This window comes from Enterocloster aldenensis, assembly GCF_003434055.1.
GTDB lineage: Bacteria > Bacillota > Clostridia > Lachnospirales > Lachnospiraceae > Enterocloster > Enterocloster aldenensis.
In genome coordinates, this window is record NZ_QVEX01000021.1 from 45,314 (window position 1) to 66,539 (window position 21,226).

Genomic DNA, 21,226 nt, shown 5'->3' on the forward strand with positions numbered 1-21,226 from the left:
TATGGGATTTTCATTTGATATAAGCGTACCTGTCCTGACCGTATTCCTTCAGGGCCTGGTCAGTTTTTTCTCACCCTGCGTGCTTCCGCTTTTGCCCCTGTACATCGGATATCTGTCAGGAGGGACCGGAAAACGCGGGGAGGATGGCCGCATCCACTATGAGCGGAAAAAGGTCATGATCCATACCCTTTGTTTTGTCATTGGCGTAAGCTTTGCATTCTTCCTGCTGGGATTCGGCTTTTCAGCCATGGGGAATTTCTTTAAGAGCAACCAGCTGATGTTTGCCAGGGTGGGAGGCATCCTGGTGGTGCTTTTTGGACTGTACCAGCTGGGCTTTTTCGGCACATCCCAGGTACTGGGCAAGGAACGGAGGCTTCCGTTTAAACTGGATGCCCTGGCCATGTCGCCATTCACGGCGCTGCTCATGGGATTTACCTTCAGCTTTGCATGGACCCCATGTGTGGGCCCGGCCCTGGCCAGCGTGCTGTTGATGGCGGCTTCCGCAAGCACCAAGGCAATGGCTTTTGGACTGATTGGCGTGTATACTATTGGTTTCGTCCTTCCGTTCCTGGCAGTGGGACTGTTTACAACCTCGCTTCTGGAGTTCTTTAAGACACATGTCAATGTGGTGAAGTACACGGTTAAGGTGGGAGGCGTCCTGATGTTGGTCATGGGGCTTTTGATGTTCACAGGCAGGATGAATGCCGTGACCGGATATCTTTCCACATTCCAGGCGCCGTTCGCTGCATCGGATGATAAAACGGCCGGCGGCAATGGCGGGGATGATACGTCCCGGAGCCAGGGCGCTGCAGGACACAGCATGGAGGAAGAAGAAACGGATACAAGCGCGGCCCATACAGAATCAGAGGAAGAAGGGACGGATACAAGCGCGGCCCATACAGGAGCAGATGAAGGGACGGCAGATGAGCAGACGCTTCCTGCCATTGATTTCACCTTGACAGACCAGTATGGGAATACCCACACCCTGTCGGATTACAAAGGCAAGACCGTGTTCCTTAATTTCTGGGCAACCTGGTGTCCGCCATGCCGTGCCGAGATGCCGGATATCCAGAAATTATATGAAACATATGACACAGAAGGGGACGACGCCCTGGTTGTACTGGGAATCGCTGCCCCGGGCATGGGAAGCGAGCGTTCAGAGGAAGGGATTAAGGATTTTCTGGATGAGCACGGATATACCTATCCTGTCCTGATGGATACCACAGGCGATATCTTTATGGGTTATGGCGTATTTTCCTATCCCACCACATTTATGATTGATAAGGACGGAAATGTATTTGGATATGCCAGCGGACAGCTGAGTGAAGACATGATGAAGAGCATAATTAAACAGACAATGGAAGGGAAGCGGAGTTAAAAGCATGAAAAGAGGCAGAGGCAGAAGAAACCATAACAGAAGAGCAAGGCATATCTGGCGTAAAACATGGTTGCTGTCAGCGCTGGCCGCTGCCGCCATCCTATACGGAATCGTGGAACTGAGGACGGGAAAGGAGAAGACGCAGGACAATGCCCAGGTAAGCGCAAAGATGCCGCCCGCCAATCCCGCCGCAGCAAAGGGCCTGGCCAATGACAGGGACAGCGGTTTTGGGGACAGTGGGGAACCGGAATATTTACCGCAGGAATGGAGTATCCGGGTGGTGGATGTAAATGATACGGAAACCGTGGAAATCCTGGCCGGATGGTACCAGGAAACGGATGATGCATCCATAAGGGCATCCCTGGAAAAACAGGCGGCCCGGATTGCTGCAAAATGGAACCGGAACCCGGTGGATTCCCAGATGGAAGCCTTTGATAAGGAGACAGGCACATACCTGTATTCCGATGAGGTGTATGGACGGGTGCTGGATGAAGGCAGGCTGGCAGAGGAACTGTTCCGGGAAGTGAAGGCCTGGAAGCAGGAAGGAGGCGGGCAGGGCAGGGGACAGGCAGGAGAAAACGGCCGGGAGGAAACCCGGCCCGGCCCGGTCATACAGGCATCGTTCCTGTCGGTGGCCCCGGTCCGCACAAAGGCCCAGGCAAAGGAACAGTATAAGGTCATAGGTACATTTTCCACCACCACCACCAGCAATAAGAACCGGAACCAGAACATCCGTCTGGCAGCGGATGCGGTCGACGGCCTGGTGTTAAATCCGGGTGAGGAGTTTTCCTTTAACATGGCAACCGGGAACCGTACCAGCGATAAGGGATACCAGCCGGCAGGCGCGTACCGGAACGGGGTACTGATTGAGGAGCCGGGCGGAGGCGTATGCCAGGTATCCACCACCCTGTACCACGCAATCATCCAGTCAGGCTTTAAGACCACGGAGCGTAATTTCCACAGCTTTGCCCCAAGCTATATTGAGAAGGGACAGGACGCCATGGTAAGCTTTGACGGTTATGCTGGCCCAGACCTGCGGTTTGTCAATACAGGCAGCACATCCATTGGGCTGCGGGCAGCATTTGCCGACAATAAACTGAAGCTGTCAATCGTAGGGCTGCCGGTGCTGGAGGACGGGAAGACCGTATCCATGCGCTCGGAAAAGGTCAGGGACCTGGAGCCGCCGGAACCAGTGTATGAGGAGAATCCGGAACTGGCTTACGGGGAAGAAAAGATAGTGGAACAGGCCCAGCCGGGATCTGTGTGGAAGACATACCGGCAGGTAAAGAAGGACGGCGAACTGCTGGAAGAGACGGCGCTGCATACCAGCACATACAAGGCAAAGGCTGCCAAGATACAGAGGAACTCCTCTGCCGTGCCGTCCGGGGAGGTACCGGGCCGGGAAAACGCGGACCAGGCAGCCGGGCTGCAGGAAGATGGGAACCGGAATGGAGCAGGAATGCCCGGAGGGGACCAGGAGGCGCCTTCCCGGGATGCGGTTCCCCAGGCCGGAACCGGCCAGGACGGTCCGGTTCCGGATACAACAGGACCGGAAACACAGGGCCGGGAGATTGTCATACAGAACATGCCTGATATGGGGATACCGGACCTTAACCTGGCAGGGCCTGGCAATGGGGGCTGAGAAAATATTGCAGCTGTTCTGGCGGCGGGAACCTGCGCAGCCTGAACGATTACAAAATATTCGAAAAAAGCAGTGCATTTTTCTGGAATTAATGGTATTATTTACAAAGATGTACCAGATGTTCTGGTGTGTGAAAGGGGAGTAGTGATAAAGTGACAAGCGAATTTACAATTGCAGTCCATGCATTGGTTTTTCTCAACCATAAGGCCCAGGTGTATTCCAGCGAGGGCTTGGCAGATAACGTCTGTACCAATGCAGCGAGAATCCGCAAAGTCATGGCAAAGCTTAAAAAGGCTGACTTAGTGAAGACAAAGGAAGGCGTGGACGGCGGATACCTGTTCCACCGGGATAGCCAGGAGATAACCCTGTCCATGGTGGCAGAGGCCCTTGAGACCCCATTCGTGACAGTTTCATGGAAGAGCGGGGATCCTCATATGAGCTGTATGATTGCCTCAGGCATGGCCGGGGTGATGGATGAATTATATGGTGATTTGGACCGTTGCTGCAGGGAACGGCTGAGTCACGTGACAATAGCTGATTTAGACCACAGGATATTTGGAAAAGACGCAGCGGTGATGACCAGGTAATTCCGGTCAGGCCGCGGCGCCTTTTTGCTTTCCGGCAAAGACGTATGATGGAAACACAGACATGCCGGCAGGCCTGACGGCTTGCAAAACAGGCCGGGTCATGAGATAATAGGAAAACCGGACAAAACAGAAGAGGAGTGAGTGAATGATGAAAAAACTGCGGGGATTATTCAGGATCATATTTGGGCGGACAGCGTTTGTCATCCTGTTCATGGCCATACAGCTGGGGATCCTGTTCGGGGTGTTCAGGTGGCTGGAGGATTATGTCCATATCATATATGTGGTGTCCATCCTGCTCAGCGCCGTGGTCATCATATATATTTTCAACGAGCCCATCAATTCCAGCTTTAAGATGGCCTGGATCGTGCCCGTGCTGGTGATTCCCGTATTCGGGGTGCTGCTTTATATCTTTGTCCAGATGCAGTTTCAGACCAAGCTTCTGGCCAGGCGTCTTAAGAACACCATAAAGTCCGCGGCGCCCTATCTGAACCAGGACCTGGCCGTACAGGAGAAAATCAGGAAGTCCAGCCAGAGGAGCAGCCATCTGATTGATTATATGAAGGATTATGCCGGGTACCCGGTATATGAAAATACCTCTGTGGAGTATTTTCCGCTGGGGGAGGACAAGTTTGAGGCCCTGAAGCGGGAACTCAGGGCTGCCAGGCATTTTATCTTTATGGAGTATTTTATTGTTGAGCGGGGATATATGTGGGACAGTATCCTGGAAATCCTGGAAGAGAAGGTAAAGGAGGGCGTGGAGGTCCGTGTCATGTATGACGGGATGTGCTGTCTGATGCTGCTGCCTTACCGGTATCCTAAGGTACTGGAGGGGAAGGGAATCAGGTGCAAGATGTTCTCACCCATCAAGCCCACCCTGTCCACCTATCAGAATAACCGCGATCACCGCAAGATTGTGGTGATTGACGGCCAGACCGCATTTACAGGCGGGGTAAACCTGGCGGATGAGTATATTAACAGGAAAGTACGGTTCGGCCATTGGAAGGATACGGCCGTGATGCTGAAAGGAGACGCGGTGAACAGCTTCACCATGATGTTCCTGCAGATGTGGAATGTAACGGAGCGGGAACAGGATGACTTTGGCCGTTACGTACTGCCAAGAGGCGCCGCAGAAACCGGGGAAGGGGAAACCGGGGGCTTCGTCCTTCCCTATGGGGACAGCCCCATGGACCGGGAACAGGTGGGGGAAAGGGTGTATCTGGATATCCTTAACCAGGCCAAGAATTATGTCCATATCATGACCCCGTACCTGATACTGGATGACGAGATGGAAAATGCACTCTGTTATGCTGCAAAGCGCGGCATTGACGTGGCCATCATCATGCCCCATATCCCGGATAAGAAGTATGCGTATCTTTTGGCAAGGACCTATTATCCTGAGCTGATTGAGGCAGGTGTGAAGATTTACGAATATACGCCGGGCTTTGTACATGCAAAGGTATTTGTCAGCGATGACGAGAAGGCGGTGGTGGGAACCATTAACCTGGATTTCAGAAGCCTGTACCTGCATTTTGAATGTGCTGCTTATATATACCGGAATCCCGTGGTCCTGGATGTGGAAAAGGATTATCAGGATACCTTGATGAAATGCAGCCGGATTACCATGGAGGATTGCAGGGATTACAGCTGGGGCGGCAGGAAGCTGGGACGGCTGATGCGGCTGGTGGCCCCCCTGATGTAGGAGGGGGCGTATGTTTTAAGGATGATTTTGTATTATATGAGAAACATTCCGGAAAGCTCTTGATGGAACCACCCATTTCCATATATAGTTAAATAGTTTATAAAAATTTTATATTTAACAAAGGATAGGGAAATGAGTATGAAAGATTTAACACCACAGCTGTTTCTGTCCATGAAACAGTATACCGGAAAACAATTTACAGCAGATGTGATATCAGGCATCATAGTGGCAATCATTGCGTTGCCGTTGTCCATCGCCCTGGCCCTTGCTTCGGGCGTTACGCCGGAGCAGGGCCTTTATACTGCCATCGTGGCTGGCTTCATCATCTCCTTTTTAGGAGGAAGCAAGGTGCAGATTGCCGGTCCCACCGCTGCCTTTGCCACCATCGTGGCCGGGATCGTGCTGAAGAACGGCATGGAGGGGCTGGCTGCTGCCACCATACTGGCCGGCATCCTGCTGATTGTCATGGGCGTGCTGCGCCTGGGAAGCCTGATACGGTTCATACCGTATACCATCACCACCGGGTTTACCACAGGCATAGCCGTTACCATCTTCATCGGCCAAATTAAGGACTTCATGGGGATAACCTTTTTACATTCCCCGGTGGAGACCATGGAGAAGCTCAGGGAAGTCTTTGTGTGTATGGATACCTTAAACCCCATGGCAGTGCTCATAGGTGCCCTGTCCCTGGCAATCCTTATCATATGGCCCAGATTTATCAAAAAGATACCGCCGTCCCTTGTGGCTGTCATTGTGTCGGCTGTCCTGGTAAAGGGGCTGGACCTGAAGGTGAATACCATTGGGGACCTGTATACCATATCCTCCGGCCTGCCGGTGTTCCATATGCCCCATATCACATTTGGCCTGATTCAGAAGGTGATGCCGGATGCCCTGACCATTGCCGTGCTGGCTGCCATTGAATCCCTCCTGTCCTGCGTGGTGGCTGACGGCATGGTGGGAGGAAGGCATAACTCCAATATGGAACTGATTGCCCAGGGCGCAGGCAATGCGGCGTCCGCCCTGTTTGGCGGGATCCCGGCAACAGGGGCCATTGCCAGGACGGCTGCCAATATCAAGAACGGGGGACGCACGCCAATGGCCGGCATGGTCCATTCCGTGGTATTGCTTCTGGTGCTTATATTCCTGATGCCCTATGCGGCCCTGATTCCCATGCCGGCCATTGCCGCCATCCTGTTCATGGTTGCGTATAACATGAGCGAGTGGAGGGAATTCACTGACGTGGTGAAAACCTCGCCTAAAAGTGATGCGGCGGTGCTGCTGATTACATTTTTCCTGACCGTGGTCTTTGACCTTGTGCTGGCCATCGGCGTGGGGCTTGTGTTATCCTCCTTCCTGTTCATGAAACGGATGGCGGATGTGTCTGATATTTACGGATGGAAGTATGCGGAGGATTACAGGGAAGGGGAGGACGCGGAGCGGATTGACTTAAAGCCGGTTCCAGCCCATGTGATGGTGTTCGAGGTCAGCGGCCCCATGTTCTTTGGCGCGGCGGACAAGATTGCCCAGATACCCTTTGATTCCAGGAAGCATGTGCTGATACTCAGGATGCGCAGTGTCCCGGCCATGGATGCCACCGCCCTTAACAGCCTGAAGAAGCTGAATGGGCGCTGCAGGAAGGCACATGTGACCATGATCCTGTCCCATGTCAATGAACATCCCATGTCCGTTATGGCCAGGTCGGGCTTTGACCGGGAAATCGGACATGATAATATCTGCCCCTCCATTGATGCGGCCCTTGAGCGCGCCTCTGCCATTGACAGGCGCAGTGGATCGGTATAGACTGAAATGGACCGGGCAGTTAGGGAGAAGGCGCGTTGGCGGGCATAAACCGCTGCTGCCGGGAATAGATTGTGAATACGAAACCGGGAAAAGGGGATATAGGATGAAAGTCATCGATATGCACTGTGATACCATATCTGAATTACATAAAGACCATTTGCAGGGAGGCAGTTCCTCCATACTGGAGAACAGCCTGATGATAGACCTTAAGAAAATGCAGGCAGGGGATTACGGACTCCAGAATTTTGCCTTGTTCACCAGCCTGGAACGGGCGGAGGGAAAACCATTTGAATACTGTATGGGTCTTCTGGATACATTTTATACGGAGATGGAGGCCCACAGTGACATGATTGGCATTGTGCGGTCCTACCGGGATATTGAGGACAACTGGAGGAAGGGCAGGATGTCGGCCCTGCTGACCATCGAGGAGGGCGGCGTTTGCCAGGGCAGCCTCAGGTTCCTGCGGGATTTCTACCGTCTGGGGGTCAGGATGATGACACTGACCTGGAATTTCCCCAATGAGCTGGGATTTCCCAACAAAAGGGAACGGCGTGAGGACGGAACCACGTATCTGGTGCCGGACCAATCCAATGGCCTGACCGGCACGGGGATTGAGTTCGTGGAAGAGATGGAGCGCCTGGGCATGATCATAGATGTGTCCCACCTGAATGATGCCGGCATATGGGATGTGTTCCGGCATACGAAGAAGCCCTTCGTGGCAAGCCATTCCAATGCAAGGGCAGTGGCGTCCCATCCAAGGAACATGACCGATGACATGATACGGGAACTGGCAGACCGGGGCGGCGTCATGGGAATCAATTATTATACCTGTTTTTTAAGGGACTTCTGTCAGGATGAGGCACCGGTAAGCAGGGTATCCTATATGGTGGAGCACATGAAGCACATCCGCAATGTGGGAGGGATCGGGTGCCTGGGGCTGGGGTCGGATTTTGACGGCATTGAATGCGAACTGGAGATGAAGGACGCGTCCATGGTGCCCATGCTGGCAGATGCCATGAAGCGGGAAGGGTTCAGCCAATCCGAAATCGAGGCTGTATTTTACAAAAATGTGCTACGTGTTTACAGGGAAATCCTTTAATTTAAATAATTTACCTGGATTTTACATTCCTATGGAGCGGATTTTACTTGCATTTGGTATGCTGTTTACATGGAAAGTCCACGGTCCGGACCATCGTGGAAAGGATAGAACAGGCAGGCATGCCGGGAAAGGCGGATAAGCGGATAATGGAGAAGATTTACATCATAGAGGATGATGAGAATATAAGGAACCTGTTAAAAATTGCCCTGGAGGGATTCGGGTATGGCTCAGAAGGGTTTGAGACAGCGGAGGAGGGCCTTAAAAGGATGAAGGAGGAACAGCCGGACCTGGCCATCTTTGACTGGATGCTTCCCGGAATGGATGGGATTGCGGCCATTAAGCAGGTGCGGCAGACCGACGGCCTTAAGGATATTCCCATCATGCTCCTGACGGCCAAGGAAAAGGAACTGGATAAGGTCATAGGACTGGACTGCGGCGCTGATGATTACATGGTGAAGCCCTTCGGGGTGCTGGAACTTTCCGCCCGGATCCGCAGCCTGCTGCGCAGGACCAGGCGGGAGGCGTCCAGGGATGTCCTGTCTTATCAGGGGATATCGGTAAACAGGAAGACCAGGGAAGTGATCAGCAGCGGACATCCGTGCGAACTTACCCTAAAGGAATTTGAACTCCTGGTCTATCTGCTGGAGAACCAGTCCCGGGTGGTTACCAGGGATGAACTGCTGAACCGGATATGGGGTTATGAATATGACGGGGAAACCCGCACACTGGATATGCACATCCGCACCCTGCGCCAGAAGCTGGGCGATGAGGGCGGTTCCTGCATCAAGACGGTGCGGGGCGTCGGCTACCGCGTCATCAAGGCGGATGCTTAGGACAGCCTTTTGCAGATACCGGTGAATGCAGTACTAAATCCCATGGAACAAAGGAGGAAATCATGCGTAAGGCCATATTGGAACGTTTTATCCTTGTGTTATTAGCGGCGCTGTGTATTCACAGCGTCATATTTTATATTGCAAGCAGCAACATGATACTGGATACGTCCAGCAGGGACATGAGATACACCATCAAGGCGATTGACAGCATACTGGATTATGACGGGGATTTAATGAGCCAGATGCAGCATCTGGAGGCATTTACCGACATGGACTCCAGCCGGATCACCCTGATACGCACGGATGGGACCGTGATAACGGATTCTGATGCGGATGCGGAATACCTGGATAACCATCTGGGGCGGGAGGAAATCAGGAAAGCGGTGGAGGAGGGGGAGGGATACGCCAGAAGGTATTCCTCCACCCTTAAAAAGACCATGCTCTATGTGGCCTGCCGCTCAGACCATGCAGACATGGTGCTGCGCCTGGCCGTGCCTTATTCCGGCATCAGCGAATACCTGCCCATGCTGTTTCCGGCAGCCCTTGTCAGCTTTCTGGCAGCCCTCATCTGCTCCCTGGTGACCACCCGGAGGTTCGTTTCCTCCGTGACCCGTCCCATGAGGGACATTTCCGGGAAAATGCTCCAGGTCAAGGGGGATTACACGGAGCTTCATTTTGACCGGTACCAGTATCCGGAAATCAATGTCATAGCAGAGACCATCACCAACATGTCCCAGAATGTCAAGGAGTACCTAAGCCAGATTGAAAAGGAAAAGCAGATACGCCAGGAGTTTTTCAGCAATGCTTCCCATGAGCTTAAGACGCCAATCACCTCCATCCAGGGATATGCGGAACTGCTGGAAAGCGGTCTGATCCAGGATGAATCCATGAAAATGGATTTTGCCAGGAGGATTAAGAAAGAGGCGGTCAATATGACTGGCCTGATTAACGATATCCTGATGATTTCCAAGCTGGAGGCAAAGGACGCCGAGGTGGTGATGACGGATGTGCGCATCAGCGTGCTGCTGGAGGAAATCATGGACAGCCTGAAACCACAGGCAGCGTCCAGCCAGGTGTTCCTCCATGCGGACTGCCAGCCTCTCTGCATCCGGGCCAATGTACAGCAGATGAAGGAACTTCTCACCAACCTGCTGAGCAATGCGGTCAAGTACAATCATCCGGGCGGCCAGGTGTGGATTAATATCCGGGAGCAGGGCGGCAGCATGGTAATCCGGGTACGGGATAACGGAATGGGGATTCCGGAGGAAAGCCTGGACCGGATTTTCGAACGGTTTTACCGGGTGGACAAGGGACGCAGCCGGAAACAGGGCGGAACCGGCCTTGGGCTGTCCATTGTGAAGCACATCGTGAATTTTTATCAGGGAATCATCCACGTGACCTCCAGGCTGGAACAGGGCACGGAGTTTGTGGTGACCATTCCCATGGACCGGGATGGGATATAAGCCTTGTTTTGCATTGTACTGAAAAAAATACACTTTATTGCTTTAAAACCATAGGAATTTAAAGCAATAAAATTGACGGCGGAATTTTTTTGTAGTATGATAGGAAACATCCCTGAACGGGAGCAATATTTGGGTTAAAAGAGGAGAGAGCATTATGAAAAAGACATCAAAAATCATGTCCCTGGTCCTGGCCGGAGCCATGGTCCTGTCCCTGGGCGCATGCTCAGGAGGCGGCACCGCAGAGACCACAAAAGCAGAATCAACAGAGGCAGTGACAGCCGCATCTTCTGAGGAAGGCACAGAGGCTGCATCCGAGGCAGGAGAGGGCGCAGGACAGACAGCAGAGGGCACAACCTATAAGATCGGTATCCTTCAGCTGGTACAGCACACAGCCCTGGACGCTGCCAACGAGGGCTTCATCGCAGCCCTGGATGAGGCAGGCATCCAATATGACCTGGATTCACAGAACGCATCCGGGGACCAGTCCGCATGCCAGACCGTTGCATCCAAGTTCGCCAATGACAAGAAGGACCTGATCCTTGCAATCGCAACGCCCGCGGCACAGGCAGTGGCCGGCGCGGTGACAGACACACCGGTGCTGATCACAGCAGTGACAGACCCGGCTGAATCCGGCCTTGTGGATGATAACCAGAAGCCGGGGGGCAATGTGACAGGAACGTCTGACCTGACTCCTGTTAAGGAACAGATTGACCTGTTAAAGCAGATCCTTCCGGATGCAAAGAAGGTGGGGATCCTTTACTGTTCCGCTGAGTCCAATTCCGAGATACAGGCACAGATGGCCAGGGAAGCAATCGAGGCTGCTGGTATGACCAGCCAGGACTTTACCGTGTCCAGTTCCAATGAGATCCAGACCGTGGTACAGTCCATGGTGGGCAAGGTTGACGCAATCTACGCGCCCACTGACAATACGATTGCGGCAGGCATGACAACCGTTGGCATGGTAGCAGGCGACAACAACCTTCCTGTTATCTGCGGTGAATCCGGTATGGTGGATAACGGCGGACTTGCAACCTACGGCATTGATTATTATCAGCTGGGCTACATGACCGGCCAGCAGGCGGTGAGGATCCTTACAGAAGGGGCGTCACCTGCAGACATGCCGATTGAGTACCTGCCGGTAGAAAAGTGTGAACTGACCGTGAATGAGGAAACAGCAGCAACACTTGGTATTGATGTATCCAATCTGAAATAAGACAGTGTATTCCATATTCTATGGAAATGCCGGTGGATGATAGGGCGGTGCCGCAGTGAGGCCGGGTTTACTCCCGCTTTACGCGGCACCTGTTTTAGGGCCTGTTCCATACACCAAAGGGCATGTCGGATAGTCGGATATAGATGGTTTGCTCAAGCCGTCTGATGAAGGTGTGGTCTGTTTGGGCAAGCTATTTATCAAGACAGGGAGGCAGTGACAGGAGTTAACAGTACATATGGAGGTCATATAAATGAACATTTTAAATGCACTGCAGGGCATGGGACCTGCGATGTTGGATGCGGTGGGCCAGGGCGTGCTCTGGGGAATCATGGTATTAGGCGTATACATCACTTACAAGCTGCTGGACATAGCGGACCTGACCGTGGACGGCAGCTTTGCCCTGGGCGGCTGTGTATGCGCCATGCTGATTTTAAACAAGTCCATGAACCCGGTGGCGGTGTTCTTAAGGAATCCGGTGGCGGCCCTGGCAGTGGCGACCCTGGCCGGTATGGCAGCCGGATTTGTTACCGGCATCCTGCACACCGTGTTTGAGATTCCTTCCATCCTTGCAGGAATCCTGACCCAGATATCCCTGTGGTCCATCAACCTGTGGATTATGGGTAATAAGAGCAACCTGCCCCTGTTAAAGGTGGACACCATGGTCAGCCGGCTGTCCGGCGCGGCCGGGCTCAGCCAGGCCCAGTCCTCCCAGGTCATCGGTATTGTGGCGGCTGTCATAGTGGTGGCCATCCTCTATTGGTTCTTCGGGACGGAGATTGGAAGCGCCCTTAGGGCAACGGGCAATAATGAAGACATGATACGCGCCCTTGGCGTCAATACCAAGCTAACCAAACTGCTGGCCCTGATGCTCAGCAACGGCCTGGTGGGAATGTCCGGCGCCCTGGTATGCCAGAGCCAGAAATACGCGGACATACAGATGGGGACCGGGGCCATTGTCATTGGCCTGGCAGCCATTGTCATCGGTGAAGTGCTCTTTGGATGGTTCAGGAATTTCGCATGTAAACTGGCGGCAGCCGTGATCGGATCCGTCATCTATTTCGTCATCCGTGCCATTGTGCTTCAGCTGGGATTAAACCCCAACTACATGAAACTGCTATCCGCGGTCATCGTGGCCCTGGCCCTGTGCGTCCCTGTGGCAGCGGCCAAATGGAAAGCACATAAAGCCTATTCAGAGGGAGGGGAAAACTAATGCTTGAACTTACAAACGTGCGCAAGACATTTAACAAAGGCACCATCAATGAAAAGAAAGCCTTAAACGGAATCAGCCTTTCCTTAAATGACGGGGATTTTGTGACGGTCATCGGGGGTAACGGGGCAGGCAAGTCCACCATGCTCAACATGATTGCAGGAGTATACCCCATTGATTCCGGGAAAATAGAAATCGGCGGCATCAATATTTCCAGACAGCCTGAGCATAAGCGGGCCAAATACATCGGCCGTGTGTTCCAGGACCCCATGAAGGGGACCGCGGCAGGCATGGAAATCCAGGAAAACATGGCCCTGGCATTCCGCCGGGGCAAAAGGCGCGGCCTTGGCTGGGGTATCCGGGCCAAGGAAAAGGATTATTACCGCGACATGCTCACCCGCCTGGGCCTGGGACTGCAGACCAGGATGACCAGCAAGGTAGGGCTCCTGTCCGGGGGCCAGAGACAGGCCCTGACCCTTCTCATGGCCACCCTCCAGAAGCCGAAGCTGCTGCTGTTAGACGAGCACACCGCTGCCCTGGATCCCCAGACAGCCAAAAAGGTCCTGGACCTTACCAATGAGATGGTCACCGAACAGAAATTGACCGCCCTTATGGTGACCCATAATATGAAGGATGCCATCCAGATCGGCAACCGCCTGATCATGATGCACGACGGACGCATCATTTACGATGTGTCCGGTGAGGAAAAGAAGAAACTGACCGTGGATGACCTTCTTAAAAAGTTCGCCGAAGCCAGCGGCGGCGAGTTTGCCAATGACCGTATGATGCTGGCAAAATAAGGCATGTCTCCAAATTTAAGAAAATTTTCATATTTTGGCCCATGGATATATGATATACTTTACGCTGTATGAGTTTACATGCCGAAAAACAAAGTTGGAGACGAATGGAATCATGCTTGAACACAAGGATTATATCTCGAGCCTGAACAAGGCCAGGAAGAAGCGCAATCAGAACATAGACCCCAGATACCTGCTAATCCTGCTGGCAGCGGTCATTGTGGTTGGAATTATTATACTTGGCGTAAAGGCGGCCATGAAGGAGCCGGCTTCAGGCCGCGCAGCCGGGAACAGGCCGTCCCAGCAGGCCGCGGGGGCGGCGACCTCCTCGGATGCCCAGCCCGCAGGTGCCCCTTCCCCGCAGGAGGAAGCGGCCAGGAAGGAAGCGGAGGAGATACAAAAGACCATTGACTCTTATTCCAATCTGGGTATCGTACAGGTATCCGGATATCTGAATATCCGTGAGACGCCCAGTACGGACGGCAAGATCATCGGAAAGCTGTCAGGGGACGGGGCCTGTGAAATCCTTCAGACAGAAGGGGACTGGTCCCATATCACGTCAGGCGGCGTGGACGGCTATATCAGCAACCAATACCTGATCTCAGGGGATGAAGCCAGGGAAAAGGCAAAGGAACTGGTGAAGCTGAGGGCCACTGTCACAACCGATAACCTGAATATCAGGCAGGCACCTGAACTGGACCCCAGCAATGTGGTGGGACAGGCCCTTAAGGGCGAGCGCTATGTGGTCCTGGGACAGCAGGATGGATGGATACAGATAGAAGAAGGTTACATTTCCGCTGATTACGCAGAGGTGTCCTATTCCCTGAATGAAGGCCGCAAGCTGGATATGAAGGCCATGGCCATCAACCAGTATGATAACCTGGTCATCTCCAAGGTGAATAATTATCTGAATGTCCGGGAAGAACCCAAGAGCGACGGCAAGATCATCGGCAAGATGACCAGTAAGGCGGCCGGCGAGGTACTGGAGACACTGGACGGCTGGTATAAGATTAAATCCGGCCCCATCATCGGATATATTTCCGCAGACCCCCAGTATACGGCAACAGGACAGGAGGCCAAGGATATCGCCATGCAGACAGCAACCCTGCGGGCGGTCATCAACACGGATGTGCTGAACGTGCGTACGGAGCCGTCCACGGATGCCAAGATCTGGACCCAGATTGTTAAGGACGAGCGTTATCCGGTGGTGGCCCAGTTGGACGGATGGGTGGAGATTGAACTGGATTCCGTGGATGAAGAAGACGGGACCACCATGGACAAGGCCTACATTTCCACAAGGGACAATAACGTGGAGGTGCGTTATGCCCTTAACGAGGCAATCAAGTTCTCGCCGGCAGAGGTTGCGGCCAACAAAGCAGCGTCCCGCCGTTCGCAGATTGTCAACTATGCGCTCCAGTTCGTGGGCAATCCATACGTATGGGGAGGCACCAGCCTGACAAAGGGCGCGGACTGTTCCGGGTTCACCATGAGTGTGCTGGCTAAATTCGGTGTGTCACTGCCTCATTATTCAGGCTCACAGGCCAAGATGGGCAAGGCGGTGACCTCGGGCAACATGAGGCCCGGCGATCTGATATTCTACGCAGGCAGCGGCGGCCAGGTGAACCATGTGGCCATGTATATCGGCAACGGGCAGATTGTCCATGCGGCCAGCCGTAAGAGCGGCATTAAGATATCTACATGGAACTACCGGACCCCGGTGGCTATCAGGAACGTATTAGGCGATTAATCCAATTGCATCGGCAGCAGCCGGCCCTCATGGAAGTGACATGGGGCCGGCTGCTTTTTCTTTTGTTTTCCGTTCCATAAAATCATATCATGCATATTTTCTTCCTGAACGCGCAGACTAATGGTTAAAGTGTATCAACACACAGGATGATTCATGAAAGGAAGTTGCGACCATGGGACAGGCGAAAAACAGTAAGAAGAAAATGGATAACCAGGAGCCGGTAAAAAAGGATGATGAGGCCAAAAGACTGGAACGTGAGATAGAAGAAAAAGAGGACAACCGTCTGGAGGAATACGGACAGGTTATCCTGGAGGATAACCAGAAACAGAGGAAAATCCATCTGATTACCATTATCGGTGAGGTGGAAGGACATGAGAATTCATCCGGCAGCAGCAAGACCACCAAGTATGACCATATCCTCCCAAAGCTGGCTGAGATTGAGGATGATGACAGCGTGGACGGCCTTCTGGTCCTTCTTAACACATCGGGCGGGGATGTGGACGCGGGCCTGGCCATTGCCGAGATGATTGCATCCTTAAGCCTGCCGACCGTATCCCTGGTACTGGGAGGCAGCCATTCCATCGGTGTGCCCCTGGCTGTTTCCACCAACTACTCCTTTATCGTGCCCTCCGGGACCATGATGATCCACCCGGTGCGCATGACCGGCATGGTCATCGGCACGGCCCAGACCTATGAATATTTTGAAATGATCCAGGACAGGATCCTTACCTTTGTGGCCAGCCACGCAGACATTGCATATGACCAGTTAAGGGACCTGATGCACAATACAAAGATGCTGACCCGGGACCTGGGAACCGTGCTGGTGGGGGAACAGGCAGTGGAGGCAGGACTCATCAACCAGGTGGGCGGGATTAAGGAAGCCCTGGGGAAACTGTATGAGATGATTGACGGGAGAAAGCGATACAGATAGATTGCCGGATATGGGCAGCCGCAAAATGTTAAAGTTGCATTTCTTATGATTTTTTTGTATACTAAATATAACTGGGCCCAAATGGCAGAAATGGATACGCCGGATACGCGGCCCGGTCAAAAGACTTGTAAGAGAATGACAGGGGGCTATGTTTGTGGCTGAATCAAGTAAACGACAGCAGAGTGGGAACAGGAAACCGGGAAGGCCAAAGGGCAGTACCGCAGGGAAGAAGACAACTTCCCCAAAGGGCCGCAAAGCCTCAGGCAAAAAGGGATATACGCAAGAGAATACAGAGTTTATAAGAGCAGAAGTGGTCATCATCTGCTCTTTTGCTGTTGCCATTCTTTTGTTTTTAAGCAACTTTAAGTTATGCGGCGTGGTCGGGGATGTGCTAAGGGGCGTGCAGCTGGGGATTTTTGGCATGGTGGGTTACCTGCTGCCCATATTGATTTTTGTGGGCACCTGTTTCCACCTTTCCAACCAGGGCAACCTTCATGCTGCCATGAAGCTGGCGGCCGTGGTGGCGGCGGTCCTTGTGGTCTGCGGCCTGTTGCAGCTGTTTTTCGGTACGACCCCGGCAGGGGCGCCCTGGGGGGACTATTATAAGCAGTCCACCCTGAGCGGTGTGGGCGGCGGATTCCTGGGCGGCATCCTTACCTCCTTTTTGGTGGTGGGCCTGGGCAAACCAGGGACCTTCCTGGTGCTTGCCGTGCTGTTCATCATCTGCATGGTCTGCATCACGGAGCGCTCCTTTGTTAACGTGGTGAAAAAGGGCGGCGACAAGGCTTACCAGTACGCCAGGGAAGACATGGACAGGCGCAGGGAAATCCACGCCCAGAGGGCGGAGGAGAGGAAGCGGCTCCGGGAGGAGCAGAAGGTGCGGGGGGTCAACCTGGATGCCACCCGTCTTACTGCTTATGACGAATATGATGGGGACGATGAATACGGCAGCTATGACGAAGCGGCATTTGACCGGGAATACGGCGCGGACCTGGAGGCCTTGGAGGAACCGTATGAGGATGAGGCCATGGACCGTGGGGCCGCTGCCGCGCAGTCCATGGATTTTGGGGCTGCTGCCCCGGTCAATGAGTTCAGGGGCAAATTCGACCCGCCATTGGAACCGGGTGCCGGGGAGGATGCCTCCTTTGACATGGATGACGTGGGGGCTTTGGCCCGTTCCATTGAGGGACACAGGCGCAGGCGGGAAGATGTTCCGGTGGTGACCGGCATAACCGTGGAGGAAGACGGCCCGGGCCTTCATGGCAGCCAGGACGTCATCCATGTACATAGGGATCCGCGCACCCTGGAAGAAATGGATATGGCTGTGGATGCGGCAACGGGGGGCAGCCGGCCCGAAGAGGAGGTTCCGTGGGACGCAGGAACCGGGGACAGGGCCGGACGGCAGCAGCAGGAGGACTACCCTGAAACGGATACATACATGGAAGATGACTCGGAACAGGGGCTTAATTATGACAGCGTATTCGTGCCGGAGGAACCAAAACGTGTGGTGACTGCTTCGGGCAAGGTCATAGAAACAGAAACCGAACTGCTTAAGAAAAAGATAGAGAAAAAGAAAGAGGGGGCTGCCAAAGGGGATACGGAGATTTCCGTGGCAGAGGAGATTAAGAAAAAGGAAGAGGTGGTCAAGAAGGAATATGTATTCCCTCCCACCACCCTGCTTAAGAAGGGCAGTAAGAGTGCAGGCGCATTTTCAGGGGAAGAATACAAGGCCACTGCCATCAAGCTGCAGCAGACCCTGCATAACTTCGGCGTCGGGGTTACCGTCACCAACATAAGCTGCGGTCCTGCGGTGACAAGGTATGAGCTGCTTCCGGAACAGGGGGTCAAGGTCAGCAAGATCGTGGGCCTGACCGATGACATCAAGCTGAGCCTGGCTGCGGCCGACATAAGGATTGAGGCGCCGATTCCAGGCAAGTCCGCAGTGGGCATCGAGGTGCCCAATAAAGAGAACAACATGGTTTATCTCAGGGATCTTTTGGAGGCAGAGTCCTTTATCAGCCACAAGTCCCGTCTGGCCTTTGCAGTGGGCAAGGACATCGGCGGCCAGGTGGTGGTGACGGATATTGCCAAGATGCCCCACCTTTTAATCGCGGGCGCCACGGGTTCCGGTAAATCCGTGTGCATCAACACCCTGATCATGAGCATCATCTTCAAATCAAAGCCCGAGGATGTAAAGCTGATCATGGTGGACCCCAAGGTGGTGGAGCTGAGTGTCTATAACGGCATCCCGCACCTGCTGATTCCGGTGGTCACGGACCCCAAGAAGGCGTCCGGCGCCCTTAACTGGGCCGTGGCTGAGATGACGGACCGCTACAAGAAGTTTGCGGAATGCAATGTCAGGGACCTGAAGGGGTATAACGAACGGGTTGAGAAGATTAAGGATATAGAGGATGAGAAAAAACCTCAGAAACTGCCCCAGATTGTCATCATCGTGGACGAGCTGGCAGACCTTATGATGGTGGCCCCGGGCGAGGTGGAGGATGCCATCTGCCGCCTGGCGCAGCTGGCCCGTGCAGCGGGCATCCATCTGGTCATTGCCACCCAGAGGCCTTCTGTGAACGTCATCACCGGCCTTATCAAGGCCAATGTGCCGTCCAGGATTGCATTTGCTGTTTCTTCGGGCGTGGATTCCAGGACCATCATCGACATGAACGGGGCCGAGAAGCTGCTGGGCAAGGGCGACATGCTGTTTTATCCCGCGGGTTTCCCAAAGCCCCAGCGTGTCCAGGGCGCCTTTGTGTCGGATGAGGAAGTGGGCCGGGTAGTGGATTTCCTTACGGAGCAGGGCATGGTGGCAGAGTATAATCCTGAGGTGGAGAGCAGGGTATCCTCGCCTTCCATGGACGGGGGAAGCAGCCAGAGCGACAGGGATGAGTATTTTATCCAGGCCGCCAAGTTCATCATAGAAAAGGACAAGGCATCCATCGGCATGCTTCAGAGGATGTTCAAGATTGGATTTAACCGGGCCGCGCGTATCATGGACCAGCTGGCCGAAGCCGGAGTGGTTGGGGAGGAAGAAGGAACCAAGCCCAGGAAGATACTTATGAGCGCCGAGGAGTTTGAGGAGTTTATGGAACAGCAAGCATGAATCATATAAAAAACAAGGAGGATATACCCATGAAGTCAGATATCGAGATTGCTCAGGAAGCAATGATGCAGCCTATTAAGGAGGTTGCGGCGTCTTACGGGATTTCCGAGGACGACCTGGAACTGTATGGTAAGTATAAAGCCAAACTGACAGATAAGCTGTGGGATAAGGTGAAGGACAGGCCGGACGGGAAGCTGGTGCTGGTGACGGCCATCAACCCCACCCCGGCCGGCGAGGGTAAGACCACCACCACAGTGGGCCTGGGCGAGGCATTCGGGCGTATGAAGAAGAGCGCCATCATCGCCCTGCGGGAGCCGTCCTTAGGGCCCTGCTTTGGGATCAAGGGCGGGGCTGCCGGAGGCGGATATGCGCAGGTGGTCCCCATGGAGGACTTAAACCTGCATTTCACAGGCGATTTCCATGCCATCACCTCGGCCAACAACCTGCTGGCAGCCCTCCTTGACAACCATATCCAGCAGGGCAACGCGCTTGGAATCGACCCAAGGCAGGTGATGTGGAAGCGCTGCGAGGACATGAACGACCGTGCGCTGCGCAATATCGTTATCGGCCTTGGGGCAAAGGCGGACGGCATGGTAAGGGAAGACCATTTTGTCATAACGGTTGCCTCTGAAATCATGGCCATCCTCTGTCTGGCTGACAATATGGAGGATTTAAAAGCCCGCCTGGGCAGGATTATCGTGGCCTATGATTTTGCAGGCCAGCCAGTGACCGCAGATGACCTTCATGCAACCGGCTCCATGGCAGCCCTTTTAAAGGATGCCTTAAAGCCCAACCTGATCCAGACGCTGGAGCACACAGGCGCCCTGGTGCATGGAGGACCATTTGCCAACATTGCCCATGGATGCAACAGCGTAAGGGCCACCAAGACCGCCCTTAAGCTGGCTGATATTGTTGTGACAGAGGCTGGGTTCGGCGCCGACCTTGGGGCAGAGAAGTTCCTGGACATCAAGTGCCGCATGGCTGGCCTTAAGCCGGACGCAGTGGTGCTGGTTGCCACGGTAAGGGCGCTTAAGTACAATGGCGGTGTTCCCAAGGACCAGCTGTCCGTGGAGAACCTGGATGCCTTAAAGCGCGGTATCGTAAACCTGGAAAAACACATTGAAAATATCCAGAAATACGATGTGCCAGTCATCGTGACCCTCAATTCCTTCATAACCGATACAGAGGCAGAATATGCTTATATCAAGAAGTTCTGCGAGGACAGAAGCTGCGAGTTCGCCCTTTCCGAGGTCTGGGCCAAGGGCGGTGAGGGCGGGATTGCCCTTGCCCAAAAAGTGCTTGAAACCCTGGAGCACAGGCCGGGCAATTTCCGCGTGCTGTATCCTGATGATATATCATTAAAGGATAAAATCCACACGGTCGCCACGGAGATTTACGGCGCGGACGGGGTGACCTATGCGCCCGCTGCCTCAAAGGCATTAAAGAACATAGAGGACATGGGATTCGGTAACCTGCCCGTATGTATGGCAAAGACCCAGTACTCCCTGTCCGATGACCAGACAAAGCTGGGCAGGCCCACTGGTTTTACCATCAATGTGCGGGATGCCTATGTGTCCGCAGGTGCAGGCTTTGTGGTTGCGCTCACAGGCTCCATCATGACCATGCCGGGACTTCCTAAGAAACCGGCGGCTGAGAATATTGACGTGGATAAGAATGGCAGGATAACAGGACTTTTTTAGGACAGACAGAGAGGATTTCAT

Annotated in this window: 15 protein-coding genes; all 15 read left to right on the top strand. The window is 53.7% G+C overall.

The window, feature by feature from the left end; all coding sequences use genetic code 11:
• The first annotated feature begins 1 nt into the window (after nt 1).
• The 15 genes from DWX59_RS25350 to DWX59_RS25420 all read left to right on the top strand — a co-directional run bounded on the left by DWX59_RS25350 (nt 2) and on the right by DWX59_RS25420 (nt 21,205).
• A complete protein-coding gene (locus tag DWX59_RS25350; protein WP_117562897.1) occupies nt 2–1,378 on the top strand; it encodes a redoxin domain-containing protein in 1,377 nt (458 codons plus the stop codon).
• A 4-nt stretch (nt 1,379–1,382) separates the two neighbouring features.
• Nucleotides 1,383–3,020 carry a VanW family protein gene (locus DWX59_RS25355; protein WP_117562899.1) on the top strand — a complete coding sequence of 546 codons (1,638 nt, stop codon included), beginning with the start codon at nt 1,383–1,385 and terminating at the stop codon, nt 3,018–3,020.
• A gap of 152 nt (nt 3,021–3,172) precedes the next feature.
• A complete protein-coding gene (locus tag DWX59_RS25360; protein WP_117562904.1) occupies nt 3,173–3,607 on the top strand; it encodes an RrF2 family transcriptional regulator in 435 nt (144 codons plus the stop codon).
• A gap of 148 nt (nt 3,608–3,755) precedes the next feature.
• The gene (cls, locus tag DWX59_RS25365; protein ID WP_117562964.1) at nt 3,756–5,306 is read left to right on the top strand and encodes a cardiolipin synthase; all 1,551 of its coding nucleotides are present in this window, start codon (nt 3,756–3,758) and stop codon (nt 5,304–5,306) included.
• Nucleotides 5,307–5,444: 138 nt separating this feature from the next.
• Complete coding sequence (locus tag DWX59_RS25370) at nt 5,445–7,106, top strand: SulP family inorganic anion transporter (RefSeq protein ID WP_117562966.1); 1,662 nt, start codon at nt 5,445–5,447, stop codon at nt 7,104–7,106.
• A 103-nt stretch (nt 7,107–7,209) separates the two neighbouring features.
• Entirely contained in the window at nt 7,210–8,205 is a 996-nt protein-coding gene (locus DWX59_RS25375; RefSeq protein WP_117562907.1) for a dipeptidase, read from the top strand.
• A gap of 146 nt (nt 8,206–8,351) precedes the next feature.
• Nucleotides 8,352–9,038: a response regulator transcription factor gene (locus tag DWX59_RS25380; protein WP_117562969.1), complete on the top strand. Its 687-nt coding sequence runs from the start codon at nt 8,352–8,354 to the stop codon at nt 9,036–9,038.
• 62 nt (nt 9,039–9,100) lie between these two features.
• A complete protein-coding gene (locus DWX59_RS25385; protein ID WP_117562909.1) occupies nt 9,101–10,501 on the top strand; it encodes a sensor histidine kinase in 1,401 nt (466 codons plus the stop codon).
• Nucleotides 10,502–10,655: 154 nt separating this feature from the next.
• A complete protein-coding gene (locus DWX59_RS25390; protein WP_117562911.1) occupies nt 10,656–11,714 on the top strand; it encodes an ABC transporter substrate-binding protein in 1,059 nt (352 codons plus the stop codon).
• Between the two features lie 250 nt (nt 11,715–11,964).
• A complete protein-coding gene (locus DWX59_RS25395; protein WP_117562913.1) occupies nt 11,965–12,924 on the top strand; it encodes an ABC transporter permease in 960 nt (319 codons plus the stop codon).
• The gene (locus DWX59_RS25400) at nt 12,924–13,721 is read left to right on the top strand and encodes an ABC transporter ATP-binding protein (RefSeq protein WP_117562915.1); all 798 of its coding nucleotides are present in this window, start codon (nt 12,924–12,926) and stop codon (nt 13,719–13,721) included. The genes DWX59_RS25395 and DWX59_RS25400 overlap by 1 nt, the downstream gene beginning before the upstream one ends.
• A 112-nt stretch (nt 13,722–13,833) precedes the next feature.
• Nucleotides 13,834–15,465: a C40 family peptidase gene (locus DWX59_RS25405; protein WP_117562918.1), complete on the top strand. Its 1,632-nt coding sequence runs from the start codon at nt 13,834–13,836 to the stop codon at nt 15,463–15,465.
• A gap of 172 nt (nt 15,466–15,637) precedes the next feature.
• Nucleotides 15,638–16,396 (top strand): ClpP family protease, encoded by a 759-nt coding sequence (locus tag DWX59_RS25410; protein WP_117562920.1) that lies wholly within the window; start codon nt 15,638–15,640, stop codon nt 16,394–16,396.
• 154 nt (nt 16,397–16,550) lie between these two features.
• A complete protein-coding gene (locus DWX59_RS25415) occupies nt 16,551–19,505 on the top strand; it encodes a DNA translocase FtsK (RefSeq protein ID WP_117562971.1) in 2,955 nt (984 codons plus the stop codon).
• Nucleotides 19,506–19,534: 29 nt separating this feature from the next.
• Nucleotides 19,535–21,205 (top strand): formate--tetrahydrofolate ligase, encoded by a 1,671-nt coding sequence (locus DWX59_RS25420; RefSeq protein WP_117562923.1) that lies wholly within the window; start codon nt 19,535–19,537, stop codon nt 21,203–21,205.
• Nucleotides 21,206–21,226 lie beyond the last annotated feature (21 nt).

Coding starts and splice junctions, on each gene's coding strand:
- DWX59_RS25350 (WP_117562897.1), top strand. CDS start 2: ATGGGATTTTCATTTGATATAAGCGTACCTGTCCTGACCGTATTCCTT.
- DWX59_RS25355 (WP_117562899.1), top strand. CDS start 1,383: ATGAAAAGAGGCAGAGGCAGAAGAAACCATAACAGAAGAGCAAGGCAT.
- cls (WP_117562964.1), top strand. CDS start 3,756: ATGAAAAAACTGCGGGGATTATTCAGGATCATATTTGGGCGGACAGCG.
- DWX59_RS25370 (WP_117562966.1), top strand. CDS start 5,445: ATGAAAGATTTAACACCACAGCTGTTTCTGTCCATGAAACAGTATACC.
- DWX59_RS25375 (WP_117562907.1), top strand. CDS start 7,210: ATGAAAGTCATCGATATGCACTGTGATACCATATCTGAATTACATAAA.
- DWX59_RS25380 (WP_117562969.1), top strand. CDS start 8,352: ATGGAGAAGATTTACATCATAGAGGATGATGAGAATATAAGGAACCTG.
- DWX59_RS25385 (WP_117562909.1), top strand. CDS start 9,101: ATGCGTAAGGCCATATTGGAACGTTTTATCCTTGTGTTATTAGCGGCG.
- DWX59_RS25390 (WP_117562911.1), top strand. CDS start 10,656: ATGAAAAAGACATCAAAAATCATGTCCCTGGTCCTGGCCGGAGCCATG.
- DWX59_RS25395 (WP_117562913.1), top strand. CDS start 11,965: ATGAACATTTTAAATGCACTGCAGGGCATGGGACCTGCGATGTTGGAT.
- DWX59_RS25400 (WP_117562915.1), top strand. CDS start 12,924: ATGCTTGAACTTACAAACGTGCGCAAGACATTTAACAAAGGCACCATC.
- DWX59_RS25405 (WP_117562918.1), top strand. CDS start 13,834: ATGCTTGAACACAAGGATTATATCTCGAGCCTGAACAAGGCCAGGAAG.
- DWX59_RS25410 (WP_117562920.1), top strand. CDS start 15,638: ATGGGACAGGCGAAAAACAGTAAGAAGAAAATGGATAACCAGGAGCCG.
- DWX59_RS25420 (WP_117562923.1), top strand. CDS start 19,535: ATGAAGTCAGATATCGAGATTGCTCAGGAAGCAATGATGCAGCCTATT.